This window comes from Bifidobacterium simiarum, from assembly GCF_002802905.1.
GTDB lineage: Bacteria > Actinomycetota > Actinomycetes > Actinomycetales > Bifidobacteriaceae > Galliscardovia > Galliscardovia simiarum.
In genome coordinates this window covers 100,862-115,933 of sequence record NZ_PEBK01000006.1, presented here as the reverse complement: position 1 = coordinate 115,933, position 15,072 = coordinate 100,862, and the positions used below count along the sequence as shown (strand labels likewise).

At 65.6% G+C, this 15,072-nt stretch carries 12 protein-coding genes; 6 read left to right on the top strand and 6 right to left on the bottom strand.

Annotated elements, in window-relative coordinates:
• The first annotated feature begins 85 nt into the window (after nt 1–85).
• Nucleotides 86–805, top strand: coding sequence for a response regulator transcription factor (locus tag CSQ87_RS07250; protein ID WP_100513206.1), 720 nt, complete (start codon nt 86–88; stop codon nt 803–805).
• A gap of 97 nt (nt 806–902) precedes the next feature.
• On the top strand, nt 903–1,937 hold the full coding sequence (locus tag CSQ87_RS07245; protein ID WP_100513205.1) for a sensor histidine kinase: 1,035 nt from the start codon (nt 903–905) through the stop codon (nt 1,935–1,937).
• 26 nt (nt 1,938–1,963) lie between these two features.
• Here the strand turns inward: CSQ87_RS07245 and CSQ87_RS07240 are convergent, their stop codons facing one another.
• Both CSQ87_RS07240 and CSQ87_RS07235 read right to left on the bottom strand, forming a co-directional pair.
• Nucleotides 1,964–2,731, bottom strand: a complete 768-nt coding sequence (locus CSQ87_RS07240; RefSeq protein ID WP_100513204.1) for a ComF family protein — start codon at nt 2,729–2,731, stop codon at nt 1,964–1,966.
• Complete coding sequence (locus CSQ87_RS07235) at nt 2,728–3,552, bottom strand: HAD-IIB family hydrolase (RefSeq protein ID WP_100513203.1); 825 nt, start codon at nt 3,550–3,552, stop codon at nt 2,728–2,730. Before CSQ87_RS07235 ends, CSQ87_RS07240 begins: the two co-directional genes overlap by 4 nt.
• 107 nt (nt 3,553–3,659) lie before the next feature.
• Here CSQ87_RS07235 and CSQ87_RS07230 point away from each other — a divergent pair, with 107 nt between their 5' ends.
• A complete protein-coding gene (locus CSQ87_RS07230; RefSeq protein WP_100513202.1) occupies nt 3,660–4,130 on the top strand; it encodes a metallopeptidase family protein in 471 nt (156 codons plus the stop codon).
• Between the two features lie 13 nt (nt 4,131–4,143).
• Here the strand turns inward: CSQ87_RS07230 and CSQ87_RS07225 are convergent, their stop codons facing one another.
• The 3 genes from CSQ87_RS07225 to CSQ87_RS07215 all read right to left on the bottom strand — a co-directional run bounded on the left by CSQ87_RS07225 (nt 4,144) and on the right by CSQ87_RS07215 (nt 9,263).
• Nucleotides 4,144–5,694: a DUF5719 family protein gene (locus CSQ87_RS07225; protein WP_100513201.1), complete on the bottom strand. Its 1,551-nt coding sequence runs from the start codon at nt 5,692–5,694 to the stop codon at nt 4,144–4,146.
• Nucleotides 5,691–8,837 (bottom strand): glycosyltransferase family 2 protein, encoded by a 3,147-nt coding sequence (locus tag CSQ87_RS07220; protein ID WP_100513200.1) that lies wholly within the window; start codon nt 8,835–8,837, stop codon nt 5,691–5,693. The genes CSQ87_RS07225 and CSQ87_RS07220 overlap by 4 nt, the downstream gene beginning before the upstream one ends.
• A 72-nt stretch (nt 8,838–8,909) precedes the next feature.
• Nucleotides 8,910–9,263 (bottom strand): WhiB family transcriptional regulator, encoded by a 354-nt coding sequence (locus CSQ87_RS07215; RefSeq protein WP_100513199.1) that lies wholly within the window; start codon nt 9,261–9,263, stop codon nt 8,910–8,912.
• Nucleotides 9,264–9,555: 292 nt separating this feature from the next.
• Here CSQ87_RS07215 and CSQ87_RS07210 point away from each other — a divergent pair, with 292 nt between their 5' ends.
• From CSQ87_RS07210 to CSQ87_RS07200, 3 genes are all read left to right on the top strand, one after another.
• Nucleotides 9,556–10,926, top strand: a complete 1,371-nt coding sequence (locus tag CSQ87_RS07210) for an LCP family protein (protein WP_100513198.1) — start codon at nt 9,556–9,558, stop codon at nt 10,924–10,926.
• Nucleotides 10,927–11,024: 98 nt separating this feature from the next.
• Nucleotides 11,025–13,016, top strand: a complete 1,992-nt coding sequence (locus tag CSQ87_RS07205) for an FtsK/SpoIIIE domain-containing protein (protein ID WP_243388876.1) — start codon at nt 11,025–11,027, stop codon at nt 13,014–13,016.
• An 88-nt stretch (nt 13,017–13,104) separates the two neighbouring features.
• Nucleotides 13,105–13,383, top strand: coding sequence for a WhiB family transcriptional regulator (locus CSQ87_RS07200; protein WP_093961469.1), 279 nt, complete (start codon nt 13,105–13,107; stop codon nt 13,381–13,383).
• Between the two features lie 174 nt (nt 13,384–13,557).
• On the opposite strand, the gene CSQ87_RS07195 is transcribed toward CSQ87_RS07200, so the two are convergent.
• Complete coding sequence (locus tag CSQ87_RS07195) at nt 13,558–15,039, bottom strand: sensor histidine kinase (RefSeq protein WP_100513197.1); 1,482 nt, start codon at nt 15,037–15,039, stop codon at nt 13,558–13,560.
• Between the last annotated feature and the right edge of the window lie 33 nt (nt 15,040–15,072).

Genomic DNA, 15,072 nt, shown 5'->3' with positions numbered 1-15,072 from the left:
CGGGGCCTTACGTATGATGAATGGGATATTTGAGATATCATGGGATATTTGAGATATTGACGACTAGGCAAAGGCACATATCGGTATGAACAGCATGGATTCACGGACCGCGCAGCGCACTATTCTCGTCGTGGAGGACGAGCCCACGCTCGCCACGGCCATCGCCCAGCGACTCACCGCGGAAGGATGGAACGCCAGGGTGGCGGGCGACGGAGCCAGCGCCGTGCAGGCCGCCGCACAACTCAAACCGGATCTGGTGATCATGGACATCATGCTTCCCGTGATGGATGGCCTGGAGGCCACCAAGCGCATCGTGGCGGCCCGTCCCGTCCCGGTGATGATCCTCACCGCCCGTGACGACGAGGCCGACAAGGTGATCGGGCTCGGTGCCGGCGCCGACGACTACATGACCAAGCCGTTCTCCATGCGCGAGCTCATCGCGCGGTGCAAGGCGCTGCTGCGGCGCGTGGAACGGGCGAAGGTGATCGCCAAGAACTCGGAGAACGAGAAGCTCCTCGACTTCGGCTCGCTGGTGATCGATCCGGCGCAGCGCATCGTCACGCTGGACGGCACCGAAGTGCATCTGACCCCCACCGAATTCGATCTGCTGGCCACGCTGGCGCGGCGTCCCAAGTCCGTACTCACCCGCGAGAAGCTGCTCGAGGAGGTCTGGGACTGGGTCGACGCCTCGGGCACCCGCACCGTGGACTCCCACGTCAAGGCGCTGCGGCACAAGCTCGGCCCGGCACTGATCCGCACCGTGCACGGCGTCGGCTATGCGTTCGAGCCGCCGGAATCCAAGTGACATCGCCATGCAGCCTTCGAAGCAATCCGGCAAGCCGAGGAAAAGCACGACGAAAGCCAAACTGGCAACGAACGCCTTCGCCAGACACCATCAGGCCATGAAGGACAGCCGGCCGATCGGCGTGTTCTCCTCGCTGAAGGCCGAGCTGAGCGTGCTGATCGTCGTGGCGTCGTCCATCGCCTTCATCCTCGCATGGCAGTTCCTCAAATGGGGATGGAGCGGCTGGCTGGCGATGCCATTGTCGATGATCGTGGCGCTGGGGTTCACCTACCTGTTCTCCCACGGGCTCACCGCCCCATTGCGGCAGATGAGGGATGCCGCCAAGGCCATGGCCGACGGCGACTACACCGTTCGGGTGAAGACCGCCACGGATTCGCGCGATGAGATCGGCCAGCTGGCGCGATCCTTCAACGAGATGGCCGAAGAGCTCGAGCACGCCGACCAGATGCGCCGCGACATGGTGGCCAATGTCAGCCACGAGCTGCGCACGCCGGTTTCGGCGCTGCAGGCGCTGGTGGAGAACATGGCCGACGGCGTCGTGGAGCCCACGCCGGCGAATCTGGAAGGCATTCTGGATCAGACGCACAAGCTTTCCGACCTCATCGCGTTCCTGCTCGACATGTCGCGCGTGGAGGCCGGCGCCGCCAGCCTGGAGATCGAGATCTTCGACTTCGCCGACTTCATGGACGAGACGGTCAAGCCGCTGGAGCTCGCCGACGGTGGACATGCCCACGACATCCACGTCAACGTGCCGAAGGATCTGCGCATGGAAGGCGATCCCAACCGGCTGCGGCAACTGTTCACGAACATCATCGCCAACGCGCTCAAGCACTCCCCCGACGGCACTTCGGTACTGATCGAGACCCATGAGGACGAGGCGAACGGCACCGTGGTGACCAACGTGGTGAACTACGGCTCGCAGATCCCCGAGGAGGCCAGAAGCCTGATCTTCCGCCGGTACGTCAAGGGCACCGGACGGCCGGGAACCGGCTCGGGAGGCACCGGCCTCGGATTGTCCATCGCCCGCTGGGCCGCCGGATTGCATGGCGGCACCGTCAGGGTGGTTCCCGACGAGCGGGGTGCGAACTTCGAGATCACGCTGCCCAAGTATCACATCACCGAGGACGAATGACCCCCGTTCCCGAACGATCAGAGTCGTCAGTCCGGCACCTGCGCGAGGGAGAACGCCGTGGCCACGGGCAGCCCGACGGCCTTCAGCACCTTCGCGCACTGCCGCAGCGTGGAGCCGGTGGTGACGATGTCGTCGACGAGGATCACCGCAGTCGTTCCCGAGACAGTCGTCCCCACGGCATCCGTTCCCGAATCGGCGGCGTAGGCGTACCGGGAACGGACCTCGAGATGATCGGCAAGTCGTCCCGAACGCTGCGCGGCGCCGATCTGCTGCACGGACTTCGACCGCACTCCCCGGATGTTCAGTGCCGACTCGACTTCGGCGTTCACGCCGTCGGCCACCAGCTGCTCCGATACGGCCGTGGCCAGCGGCAGCGTATGCCGGCGGCCGCGCCGTCTCATCGACGCCGGGGATGACGGCACCGGCACCACCAGCACACGGTCACAGGATCCCAGCGCCCGGCCGACGCCGCTGTTTCGCACGCAGGCGCGCAACGCCGCGCACAGGTCACGGGTGATCTCCTCGTCGCCATGGTCCTTCCACTGCAGGATCGCCCGCCGCACCGGACCGCGATACGTCGCGCATGCGCAGATGCCACGAAGTGCGAACAGGGAGGCCGGCATCGGCCTGACCACGCATTGGGAGAACAGTCCGCGGCATGACGGGCACAGGGTCTCGTCCGGCATGTCACATCCCGCGCATCCCCGCGGCAGCATGACGTCGCGTATCCCCCGGCACAGCGAGGCCACGGGACGCGGCACATGCCGCACGACGGAGGACGCGGATCCGTTCATGCTCCGAGACCAGTCGAAAACGCGTCAAGCAGTCCATGGATCACGTTCAGCGTGTCCTGCGGTCGAGTGACATGTACCGCGAACGTGCCCGCCGCCGCGGCGGGATAATCATTGCCATCCGGATCCATCCGGTCCCCCACGAACCCGATCCTCGCCACCGGAACATCCAGCAATCCGGAGAGCCTGCGGATGGCATAGGACTTGTCGATGCCCTTGGCCACCACGTCCACGCTGGTGGAGCCTCCTGACCGGACCGTCAGCTGCGGCAGGTCGGCGGCCACCGCGGCGGCGAGGGCGTTCTTCTTCCTGCGGTCCGGATCCCACGCCTCCTTGGCCGCGGGAGTGGCCATCTGGCCGAGGGCGGAGAAGGTGATCTGGCTGCCGCGATCCTCAATCCGCTCCCCCCGGACCTGATCGTCGGCCAGCCACAGGCCGAGCTCCTTGGCGTGTCTGGTCAGGGAGGCGATCGCGGCGTCACGGTCGGCGGGATCGAGGTCATGCGCATACCGGCACCGCCATGCCGTACCGTCCCACGCATAATAGCGGGTGCCGCTGGTGGGCATGAGATGCAGATTGGTCCGATCGGCCATGTCCCCGATCCGGGAGAGGATCTGCCGCTCGAACAGCTGGTATTTGCCTCCGGACACCACCGCGCACGGCATTCGTCTGGTGAGGGCGGAGAACGCCTCGGCCATCTCATCGGTCATCGGCTGCTTGGAGATCGCCAAGGTGGTATCGAGATCGAAGCCGATCGCGTCGATCCGCGTGATCAGCTCCCGCCAGTCCACGGAATCCCACTGATGAATGATGACGGGGTCCATTCACAACTCCTTATGACACGTGCGCTGTCCTTGCATTATCGCACATGCCACAACCGGTTTCGCCGTGGAACACCCGTCGTGTCTTCCCCTGCGTTACTCTGGAAGGCATGACCCGAGAATCCCACAACGCCAACCTCGTTTTTTCCAAGCCCTCGGCACTGCCCTGGGAGCGCAAGGTCTACCGCAACAAGCACGGCCGCGGCCTGCGTCAGGCCACATTCGGCATCAGGCTGCCCCGATACCGGACCAAGTCGGGCGCCTTCGACGGCATGGTGGTGGCCCAGCTCAAGCGGCTCAACGCGGCATGGCCGGAACTGCTCAGGGACGTGCAGTGCGCGGTGGAGGACGTCCCCGCGTCGGCGCCGGTGTCGTGGGAGTCCCGCAGGGTCGCGCTGTCGCAGAGCTTCCCCGCCAACCACGGCATTCCCGCGCGAATCGTGCTGTACCGCAAGCCGATCGAGCAGCGCGCCCGCGACCGCATCGACATGCAGTTCATCATCCGCGACGAGATCGTCGCCCGGCTCGCCGACCTGACCGGCAAGCATCCCGAAGATATTGACCCGGACTGGGGCTTCTAACCGAATGCGCTGATCAGCGAACGACGTTGAGGGACTGGGTGGTACGGACGGTGGCCTGCACCGGCATGAGGCTGGTCGGTTCAAGGAACGCGATGCCCCTCACCTTGGCATTGTCCACATCGGCGACGTGGACGAGTCCGCCCCATGCCACGCTGCCGCTCGCATCGCTCATCGTCATGGCGGCGATCGATGAGGCCACGTCCGACGGCTGGAGCCAGATGCCGGACCGTGCGGGAACGGTAAGGTCCTTTTCGCCGGCGCGGGAGCCGTCCTCCTTGTACCCCACGAGCGTGACGGCGGCGTCCTTGTCGGCGGTGTTGACCAGATTCAGCGTGGCCTTCACACCCTGCGGGAAAACGAGTCCGCTGATCCTGGTCGAGGTCACGCCGTTGATCAGGGAGAAGTCCGACTGCGAATCGCCCGAACCATTGAGGTCACAGATCGCCGCGGCGCGGATGGCGTCATCCGATTCGACCAGGACGCCCACGGTGTTCGCCGGGACCTCGCCCAGGGAAACCCTCCCAACGGTGTTGGCCTTGATCGTGGTCTTCTTGGCTTCCTTCAGCCCGCCGCGGGTGATCCACGACAGCGTCGCGGAGGCGTCCTTCCCGGAGAACAGGTCGACGGTCGCGGTCGCCCCGGACTGCATGCCGGGCAGGATGATCCGCCTGTCGGCGTCGGCCAGCGGCGTGGCGAAGTCGGAGCCCTTCGACGTCAGGCCGTCCATATGGACCGTCCTGACGACCGCGGCCACGGCCGTAGTCTCGCTGACGACCGACACGTAGACCGCACGCTCATCCGGCGCCGCCGCGGAGAGATTCACCATCGTCTCGGACTGGCCGGCCACGGTCACCGTGCTGTCGGTGGCCAGTGCGATGCTCCTGCCGTTGCTCGCGCCCCATGCGGAGATCCTCACCGATGTGGACTTGTCCGAAGGATTGGCCAGCACCATCTGATGGGTCCATCCCGTCTGCGTGGAAGGCAGCAGGAACGACTGCGACAGCTGCGGGGTGACGCAGCGCGTCGCCGACACCCCCTTGAGATCGCCTTCGGTGGCCCATGACACCGTCGAGGCGGCGGATCCGGAGCCCTGGCTCATGTCCAGCATGCGCGTGGTCTGGACCAGCGCCTGATCGGTGGAATTGCTGGCATGGACGAACGCCTTGGTCGTATCGGTAAGATCCACCGACTGCGTCTTCTGGGCATGGCTGCCGTCAAGACGGGCGATGTCGGAATCGTAGACCGATCCGAAGGCCGCGAACATCGTCCGACCGGTGTTGTTGCCTTCGGAGACCTGATACTCGGAATCCCCGTAGGAGCCGGTGTCGGCCAGTCGCATACGGGCCGGGCAGTACGACTGCAGCACGGTCTGACCGACCTTCGCCGAATGACCGCCTTCGATCGAACCCCGATCAGTGGATGCGGGCAGCAGGTCGGTTCCCAGCAATGCGAAGGCGCCGACGAGTCCGATGACGGTGACCGCCGACATCACGATCTTGCCTGCGGAGCGAACGCGGGATCCGGAGCCGTTCGCCCGATGTTCGCGACGTGTACCTGTGCTCATGCTCCCACCTCGTATCTATGGAATCTCGGGAAGGCGACGATGCAGTACAGGACGATCACCACCGCCATGCACGCCACCCACGCCCTGCGCCAGGGGTTCCCCAACGCCGTTCGTCGCACGCCGTCGTCGAATCCCTGATCGTTGGCGTCGGCGACGGTCAGACGCACATAGGTCCCCGAATCATTGCTGACCACGCTCTGGGTGCCGCTGCTGGCCAGAATGTTCGACACCAGCGTGCTGGTCGCGGAATCCTCGGCGTACGGCACGTAGATTCCGCCGATACCCAGCTTGGTCAATGCGGAAATGGCCTCGTCGTCGTTGTTGAGCAGCAGCCGGGCGCTGCTGTCGGCAAGGGTCTTCTCGTTCTTGCTCATCGGCTCGACGGTACGCATCACGTTGATCGCCGGGGATGCGTCGATCAGATCCCCTCGCGCGGTGCGCATCACGGCATAGTCGACGGAGGTCGACGACCGTGCGCTCAGGGCCAGAATGCGGTGTCGCGGACTCGCCGAGAGGAAGTCCTGCGCGATCAGCGGCAGTTCGACCTGCTGGGTGTCGAGGTGTTCGCCACGCTGGGCACGCACGCCGCAGACGGCGCCCCACAGCGCGATGCACGACACCAGCAGCAGCACCAGCAGGGCGCGTGCCACGATGATCAGGTTGCGTCGGGCGTAGTGACGACGCTGACGCTGCTCGATCCGGGCGGAGGTATCGCCCTGCGACCTTCTGACGAGCGGGCTGAACGGGTGTGCGGCGCGGCCGGCCACCACGCAGGTGCAGGCCAGCAGACCAAGCATCATGAAGGCGACGCCGGGGAGCACGGTGCCCGCCACCGACGCCGTGGATCCCGGCGCGATCGCCACGCGGGATGCGATGACGGCCACGGCCGCACCCGAAACCACGATGACCCACATCATGCGCGAGACGCGCAGCGCGAACGGCAGGAACAGGGCGGCGACCGCGAAGACGAGCAGCACCGCGACGCTCGCTTCCAGCAGCCATGTCATCGGATCCGCCGCCACGGCGGCGAAGCCCACACCGGAAAGGCCGGAGGAGGAGCCCAGACCGATGGCACGCCGGATCACGTCGAACAGATTCGCGGCGGAGACGGTGCCGTTCACCTGAGCATCGGGGATCATGACGTCGCCGAACAGTTGACGGTACGACCCGTTGCCGGGGTTCGTCACGATGTTCATCAGCGTGGGCGCCAGCATGAACGCGCCCGGCACCGGGATGAGCAGCAGCATGAGCCGATGGGACCGTACGAGGATCATGAACGCGACGAACACCACCAGCAGCGGCAGGACCAGCTGCGGCTCCGAAGCGCAGACCACGGCCAGGCACAGCGAGGAGAGCGCGGCCGACTGCACGGAGGCCCGCGGGGAGATCACGTCCTCGGTCTGGTACATGCCCACCGCACGGAAGACGAACGCCATGCCGGCCGGCAGGAACACCATGACCATGAGCATGGGAAGATTGCCCTGCGCGTACAGACCCATCAGGCCGCCCAGCACGCACCACAGCAGGCCGCACGCCACGCGCACGGGATTCGATCGGGTGAAGATGCCGGCCAGGGCCCAGAACGACAGCGCGGACAGCGGCGCCGCAAGGAACACGATCAGCGCGATGGCCTGGGCGACGTGCCCGGCGGTCAGTGCGCACGCCGCGAGCAGCACCAGCAGGAACGGCGCCGGCGGCGCCCACGCGCCGAGTCCGTTGCCGTAGGAGTACAGGCTCGTCGCCGACTCGAACACCTGACGCAGCGACGCGGAGGACGGCGCCAACGTGGCGGAATGCAGTCCCGCGCCGGAGAACGCCGCACGCAGCACCGTGAAATTCGACGCCAGTCCGGCGGCCAGCGCGAGCAACGCCATCGCCAGCGCCCACATCAGACGACGTCGGCGCTGCACACGCAGGTGTTCCACGGCAAGCGGGCTGAGCAGCGGCACGTCCTTGGCGTTGGAGAACGCCTCCGATCGTTCGCGCCAGCGCGAGATCTGATCGCGCCGGGCCACCAGCACCGACAGCTGCCGCAACGTCGTCTTCGTCTGCTTCGTCACGCGTCGACGCGCGCCGAAGGCCGACGGAAGCCATACCAGCGCACGCCATGGCGCCCCGAGCTCGCACGCCCCCTCATAGGGACGCTTTCCGGCAAGCAGGGCGAAGAACAGCACCACGGAGACCAGCAGGCGCCACAGCCACAGCGGAAGCCAGAGAGCGCCGGGGATGTCGGTGATCCGGTACCGTTCGCGGGCATCCACCTTCGCCGCGTAATGATTCGCCGGACCGAGCCCCTCCCCTACGGGATGGCCGTTGCGGGTACGCAGCCCCTCGAACCGGGCGCGCCGATGGGCCATGACGCTGCGGGGAACCACCACCACCCTGCCGCCGGAGAGGCAGACCCTGCGGCAGAAGTCGGCGGACTGCCCGAACGTTCCCATGGACCGGGTGATGCCGCCGAGCTCGCGCCACGTCTGCAACGAAACCACAGCCCCGGCGAGATCGACCATGAACACGTCCTGCCGGGAATCGTACTGCTCCTGATCCGGTTCCCCATCGACGACCAGCGAGGCGACGCCGTGACGCATCGTGGCATAGCGGCCGACGTCATGCAGGGCGTCGCCGGACCATGCACGCTGCTTGCATCCCAGCACCGACGCCGTCGGCGCGTTCCTCCACGCCTCCAGCAGATTCTCCAGGCATCGGGCGTCGGCGGGCCGCGAATCGTCATGCAGCAGCCACAGCGCACGCGTGCGGGCGGGAAGACTCACCTGATCCAAGGCGCGATGGATGGCGTCGCCGAACGACGAGGACCCCTTGGCCCTCACCACCTGAACGTCGATGCTGCTGCCCGCATCCGGGTTGACGCGAACCCAGTCATCCGTTCCCAGAACACCCGAGGCGGGAAGCTCGATCACGCCGTGGACCGGAGACTGCGTGGCATCGGTGCAATCTGCAACCACGATGATGCCGGGCACCACGGTCTGGTCGAGGACCGCCGACAGCGTGGCGGGGAAAAACCGGAGATCGTCCTCGACGCTGATCAGTGCGACCACCGTCGGCTCCACCGTCTGCCCCGGGGACATCCGATGGCCACGGATCGCGGCGGAGACCATCTCCTGTACGTTCTGGGTCTCATTCATGACAGGTATAACGGAATTCATCCTTTCCACTGTAAGACAATGGGGTCGATCACGGATCGCGCCGCGCCTCGTCTACGCCTGTTCTTTACCATGCTCCTTCTTGTAGCGCCGCCGTTCGCGCTCGCTCATGCCTCCCCAAATGCCGAAACGCTCATCATGGTCGATCGCCCACTGCAGGCACTGCTCGCGCACCTCGCACCGGGCGCACACCTTCTTGGCCTCGCGGGTGGAACCGCCCTTCTCCGGAAAGAACGCCTCGGGATCGGTCTGCGCGCACAGCGCCTTATGCTGCCAGGAAAGGTCCTCATCGGGATCGAACAGCCCCCACAGCTCCAGCAGGGCCTCACCGCTGCTTTTGGCGCTTTTGCCGTCGTGGGAGGAATTCGTCCGTCCGTCCGTTCGGGACTCGTCGAACACTCCCCACATGCCGCAACCTCCCAAACGACTAGATCCATGGCCGAGCCAACCCGGCCTGCTAAATTACACACTTGTTGTTCAATATTTGTCAAGTCTCTTGGGTGTCGCTACCGTATTTTTGAGACGGCGGTGATAAAGTTCACCTCCTCGCTTGGCGAACGCCACGGAACATGAGGGATTTCCCCCTCGAGGGAATCCCAACTGTGCTGTTCCTGAGAAGGAATGGACGGATTCGGCATCGATTCCGCAAAAATGCGTCATAGTCTACTGAAGCAAGGACCGAACGACAAGGAGGGGCAGTATGGCTCAGGAGCCTCTTGACGGCATGTCAGGGAGCAATCCACCGAGTTTCATCCCCTCAGGCGCACCGCGACGCCGCCCATCGGCGCCGAAGCCGGCGGCGGGCGCGCAGCCGATTCCCCAGACCTTTGAACCGAAGGGCGCTCCGGCCAGGCGGTCCTCCGCCCGCACGCCGCAGGAATCCTTCGGCACCCAGCCTCCGAGCTTCTCCCCCGCCTCCGCAGGCCAGTCCGCCGCCCGCACCACTGCGGGACGGCACCATACCACGATCGGCGAGCCACGCTCCGAAAGCCTGCGGACGGCCAGCGTCCCGTCCTCCGGCATGGGCGGCCACCGTCCCGCATCCTTCTCCCAGCACGCCTTCGGCGCCTCCGGCCCGTCCCCGCGTCCTTCCCGATCCGGCAGGCGCGGCGCCATCGCCGTATCGCCGAAGCGGATCAGGCATCGTCTGCTGGCGGTGCTCGCGGCCATCGTGGCCGTGCTCATCCTGCTGACCTTCAGTCTGGTCAGCTGGGTCAATGGACAGCTGACCCACAAGAACATGCTGACCTCCATGGCCGATACCCCCGCCTCGACGTGGCTGATCCTCGGCTCCGACCAGCGTGACGGCACCGCCGGCACCGGCTCCTCCAAGGACATCCCCGGCTCCCGAACCGACTCCATCCTCGTACTGACCAAGCCGAAGACCGGCCATAGCTCGCTGATCTCGATCCCGCGCGACTCCTTCGTGAACATCAACGGCCAGGACATGAAGATCAACGCGGTGGCCTCGCAGATCGGATACAAGGCCCTGACCTCTCAGGTGGAGAGCATCACCGGCATGAAGATCGACCATGTGGTACAGGTCGGCTTCGGCGGCGTGGAAAAGGTGGTCGACGCGATCGACGGCGTGGAGCTGTGCTATGACCGCACCGTCAACGACGTGCTCTCCGGGCTGAACTGGAAGGCCGGATGCCATCAGGCCGACGGCGCCACCGCACTGGCGTTCTCCCGCATGCGCTATTCCGACCCCACCGGCGACATCGGCCGTGCGAAGCGCCAGCGTCAGGTGCTGGCCGCCGTCGCCAAGAAGGCCACGTCCCCGCAGGTGCTGCTCAACCCCGCGAAGACCAAGAAGCTCGCCGAGGCCGGTCTGTCCACGCTGACCGTGGACGAGAAGACCGGGGCCTTCGACATCGCCCAGATGGCCTTGGCGTTCAAGGCAGCCTCCGGCTCCTCCGGCGTGACCGGCACCCTGTACTACACGGACATCGACTATCGTCCCGCCTCCGGCATCGGTTCGTGCATTCTGCTTGACGGCACCCGCAACACCACTCTGTTCCAGCAGCTGCAGAGCGGCACCCACGATCCCGGCACCGTCGGCGGTCTGTGAGACCGAAGAGCCCGCTCACGGCTGTGGACGGCCGCTGACTTATCCACATTCGCCGGATCGGCTTGACCGGACGGGTCGGTTGATCGCACACTCGAGACATGACCTCAGTATTCAGACCGTCGCGCCGCCGTGGACATGACCCCGGCAACCGTCGCGGCAACGGCAATCATGCGGAAGGTCCGGTCGGATCGGATCCGGAGCGGGCCCGTCCACGGCATGCCTCCGGCGCCTCGCTGTTCGTCATCGCCATGATCGCCCCGGCAGTGGGACAGCTGATGCTGCTGGCCATGATGGCGGTCGAGGGCCGATGGACGTTCGCGGGGCTCATCATCCCCGGATTCATCGGATGCGTGGCCTCGGCACTCGCCATGCTGCTGTCGCAGCGTCACGCCCCCGATTACGGGCACCCCGCCGCGGACTCCCCAGACTCCCCCGCTTCCGCAGCCGCAAGCCAATCCCGGGAGGACTCGGCCGACCACCATGCGGCAGAGATCCCCACCGCCGATCTCGAATCATTGCTCGGTCTCAACACGGCGACCGCGACCGACGTCTGGCGCGGTATCGTCCGACGCTGGCATGACGCGGACGACGCATCGTCGTGCTGGACGGTTCCCATCGGCATGACCGATCGGGAACGCTACGACGTCGATCTGCCGGGATCGGGACCGCACGCCCTGGTCGCCGGCACCACCGGTTCCGGCAAATCCGTGCTGCTGGAATCCTGGTGTCTGTCGATGGCCTGCCGCGTGCCGCCGAACAGGCTGAACTTCGTGTTTCTGGACTTCAAGGGAGGATCGGCGTTCCGCGTGCTGCACCGTCTGCCGCATACGGTCGGGTTCGTCTCCGATCTCGACATCTCCCATGCCGTCAGGGCGCTGCGTGTCATCGAAACGGAGCTCAAACGCCGTGAGCATCTGGCCGCGGCACGGCACGCGGCCTCCGTCGACGAGCTTGAGGATCCTCCGGCTCGGCTGATGGTGGTGATCGACGAATTCCACGCGCTGCGCAACCAGCTGCCGGATTACATGGACCGGCTGGTGTCGTTGGCCTCGCTGGGCCGATCGCTCGGCATGCATCTGGTGGTGTGCACGCAGAATCCGATGGGGCAGGTCACCACCGACATGAAGGCGAACATCGGGCTGAACATCTGTCTGCGGGTAAGGGATCCGCTGCAGTCGGCCGAGCTGATCGGCGACTCCCGCGCGGCGCTGATCAGTCCGCAACAGCCCGGCGTGGCCTACTCCTTCGACGGCGAACGACGTGTGAGGTTCCGCTGCGCCTCGCCCCGTCGCGCCGAAGCGCTGGTGACCGGGTGCGCGAGGGCCACGCGGTTTCTCGGGCTGGAACCGCCCCCTCCGCTGTTCTCCGCGCCGCTGCCGAGAACGCTGCCTCCCGATCGGGCTCCCGTCGTCCGTATCGCGTCCGGAACGCCGGAAGCCCTGTGCATCGGCCTGGAGGATACCGGAGTGCGTCTGTCGCCCTGCCTGTTGCCATTGGATCAGGGCAATATCGCCGTCGTCGGCGCCGACGGACGGGGTAAGAGCACGCTGCTCGGCGTCATCGCGGATCGTCTCGCCCGGTCCGGACTGCCGTTCCGCGCCACCGGCAGGACACCGTCCGGACCGTTCGACCGGCCGGCCCCGGACGTTCGGAACACCGAACCGTCGGTCGGTTCGCGGGAGACCACGTCACAGGGACCCGTGTCGCAAGGATCCGTGTCACCGGGAAGGATCCGCAGACGGTTCTGGCTGGTCGATGACGCCGATGCGCTGATCGACCCGCTGAGCACCGGGAATTGTGCCGACGAGTTCCGTTCGGCGCTGAGGGATCCGCATCACGTCGTGGTCTTCTCGCTCGGGTCGTGCCGTCATCTGCGGTTCCCCGAACACTGCGGGGTGAGGATCATCTTCCCCACCGGCGACCGTGCGATCGACATGATGGCCGGCATACCGATGACGATCCTCGCCTCGCTCACCGACACCGACATCGCCACGGCGGGCCGCGCCGTACTGCTTTCGCGGGGCCGGTCCATGATCATCCAGTGCGTCCGGGGAGAGCCGATATGGCGAATCCAGCATCTAAAAGCGTAATAACCCACAATAACCCTTGAAATGTCGAGCCATTCATGGTTTGCTCATAGTTGAGATATCTGTAGCCAACATCGGATCGAGGAATACCATGAGCAGTGCATACGATTGGCGTGCCAAGGCGGCCTGTCGAGACAAGGACCCCGAGCTGTTTTTCCCCGTGGGCAACACCGGCGCCGCATACCAGCAGATCGAAGAGGCCAAGGCCGTATGCCGCACCTGCAAGGTCATCGATGCGTGCCTCAAGTGCGCGATGGACACCAATCAGGACTATGGCGTCTGGGGAGGCCTGAGCGAGGATGAGCGTCGCGCCCTGAAGCGTCGCGCGATGCGCGCCCGCCGCTCCGCCGCCCTGCAGATGCAGGCCTGATCTCGCATACACCTGATCTCGCATACATCAGCGCGCTAGGCATCAGGCACGCAGTAGGAGTCCGTACGGAAAGGCTCCGGGACGATCACTCGATCATCCCGGAGCCTTTTTCATCGGCCTGTTCTATTGACCTGGTCCGGCGGCCACGGCCGGCTCCGCCGCTTCACCGCTTCGCTACTTCGCCGCGCGAAGCTTCATGTCAAGCACCACGCGCGTGCCGCCGTCGCGTCGGGGCTCCCAGCGCACGGATCCGCCGAAGTCGTTGGTCACGAAGGTGTTGATGATCTGCGTGCCCAGTCCCGAACCGCTGGAACGGGCCATGCCCTGATCGGATTCCGACGTGTAGCCGATGCCGTCGTCCTCCACGACCACGTTGAGGTTGTTGCCGCCACGGCCCACGGAGATCCACACGTTGCCTTCGGTACGGCCCTGGAAGCCATGCTCCACCGCATTGGTGACCAGCTCGGTGAGCACCAGCGACAGCGGCGTGGCGTCCTGGGCGGGCATCATGCCGAACTTGCCCAGGTACGAGATGTGGATGTGCTGTTCCTTGCTGGTGGCCAGATCGACGCTCATGCGCAGCAGGTCGGAGATCACCTTGTCGAAGTCCACGATCTCGTCGGCGGTCTGGCTCAGGCCCTCGTGCACCACGGCGATGGTCTCCACGCGCCGCATGGCCTCCTCCAGCTCGCTTTTGACCTCGGGGGACTTGGTCCTGCGGGCCTGCAGCCTCAGCAGGGCGGAGACCGCCTGCAGATTGTTCTTCACGCGGTGGTGGATCTCGGCGATGGCCGCGTCCTTGGTCTCCAGTTCCTTTTCGCGGCGACGGACCTCGGTCACGTCGCGGCACAGCACCACGGCGCCCGACCGGCCGCGTCCGTCGAAGAACGGCAGGGACCGCATCGACACCGTGGAACGGTTGGCGTTGATCTCGGAGTCCACGGCGGCCTTGCCGGACAATACGAGGGGCAGTGTCTCGGACAGCATGTCGCGCTCGTGGATCAGGGCGGTGCCGATCTCGGAGAGGTACTGGCCCTCCATGACCTCGACGGAGCCCAGACGGCGGAAACAGCTGATCGCGTTGGGCGAGGCGTATTCGACGACGCCGTCCTCGGACAGGACGATGAAGCCGTCGGAGACGCGGGCGTTATGACGCTGGTTGAGGATGGCGTCATGGTACGGGAACGTGCCCGCCGGAATCATTTCGAACAGCTTCTTGCCGGCGGCGATGGATTCGGACTCATACCGGCCGTTGAGCATGCGCGTGGCCATGTTCGTCTCGCGGACCACCACGCCGAGGACCTTGCCTTCGCGGCGAACCGGCGCGTACACGTCGCACACTGTGGTGTTGCCCACCGCCCGGTAGTGGTCCAGACGGGAGATCTTCTGCTCCCCCATGGCCTTGGAGATGGCCCGGACGTCCTCCCCTTCGATGAGCTTGCCGACCATGTCGTCCAGACGGACCGACATCACCGTGGAGGGGCGGCACTGTCCCGCCACGATGTATTCCCCGGATGGGGTGGGCAGCACCAGCAGCAGGTCCGCGAAGCTCAGGTCCGCGATCACCTGCCAGTCCGCCACCAGATGATGGAGCCATTCACGATCCAGATCCGTGAAATCCGGATTATTCGCCACGAGATGAGAAAAATCAACCATGCTTTTATGCTAATGGGTGAAGTGGAAAAACCA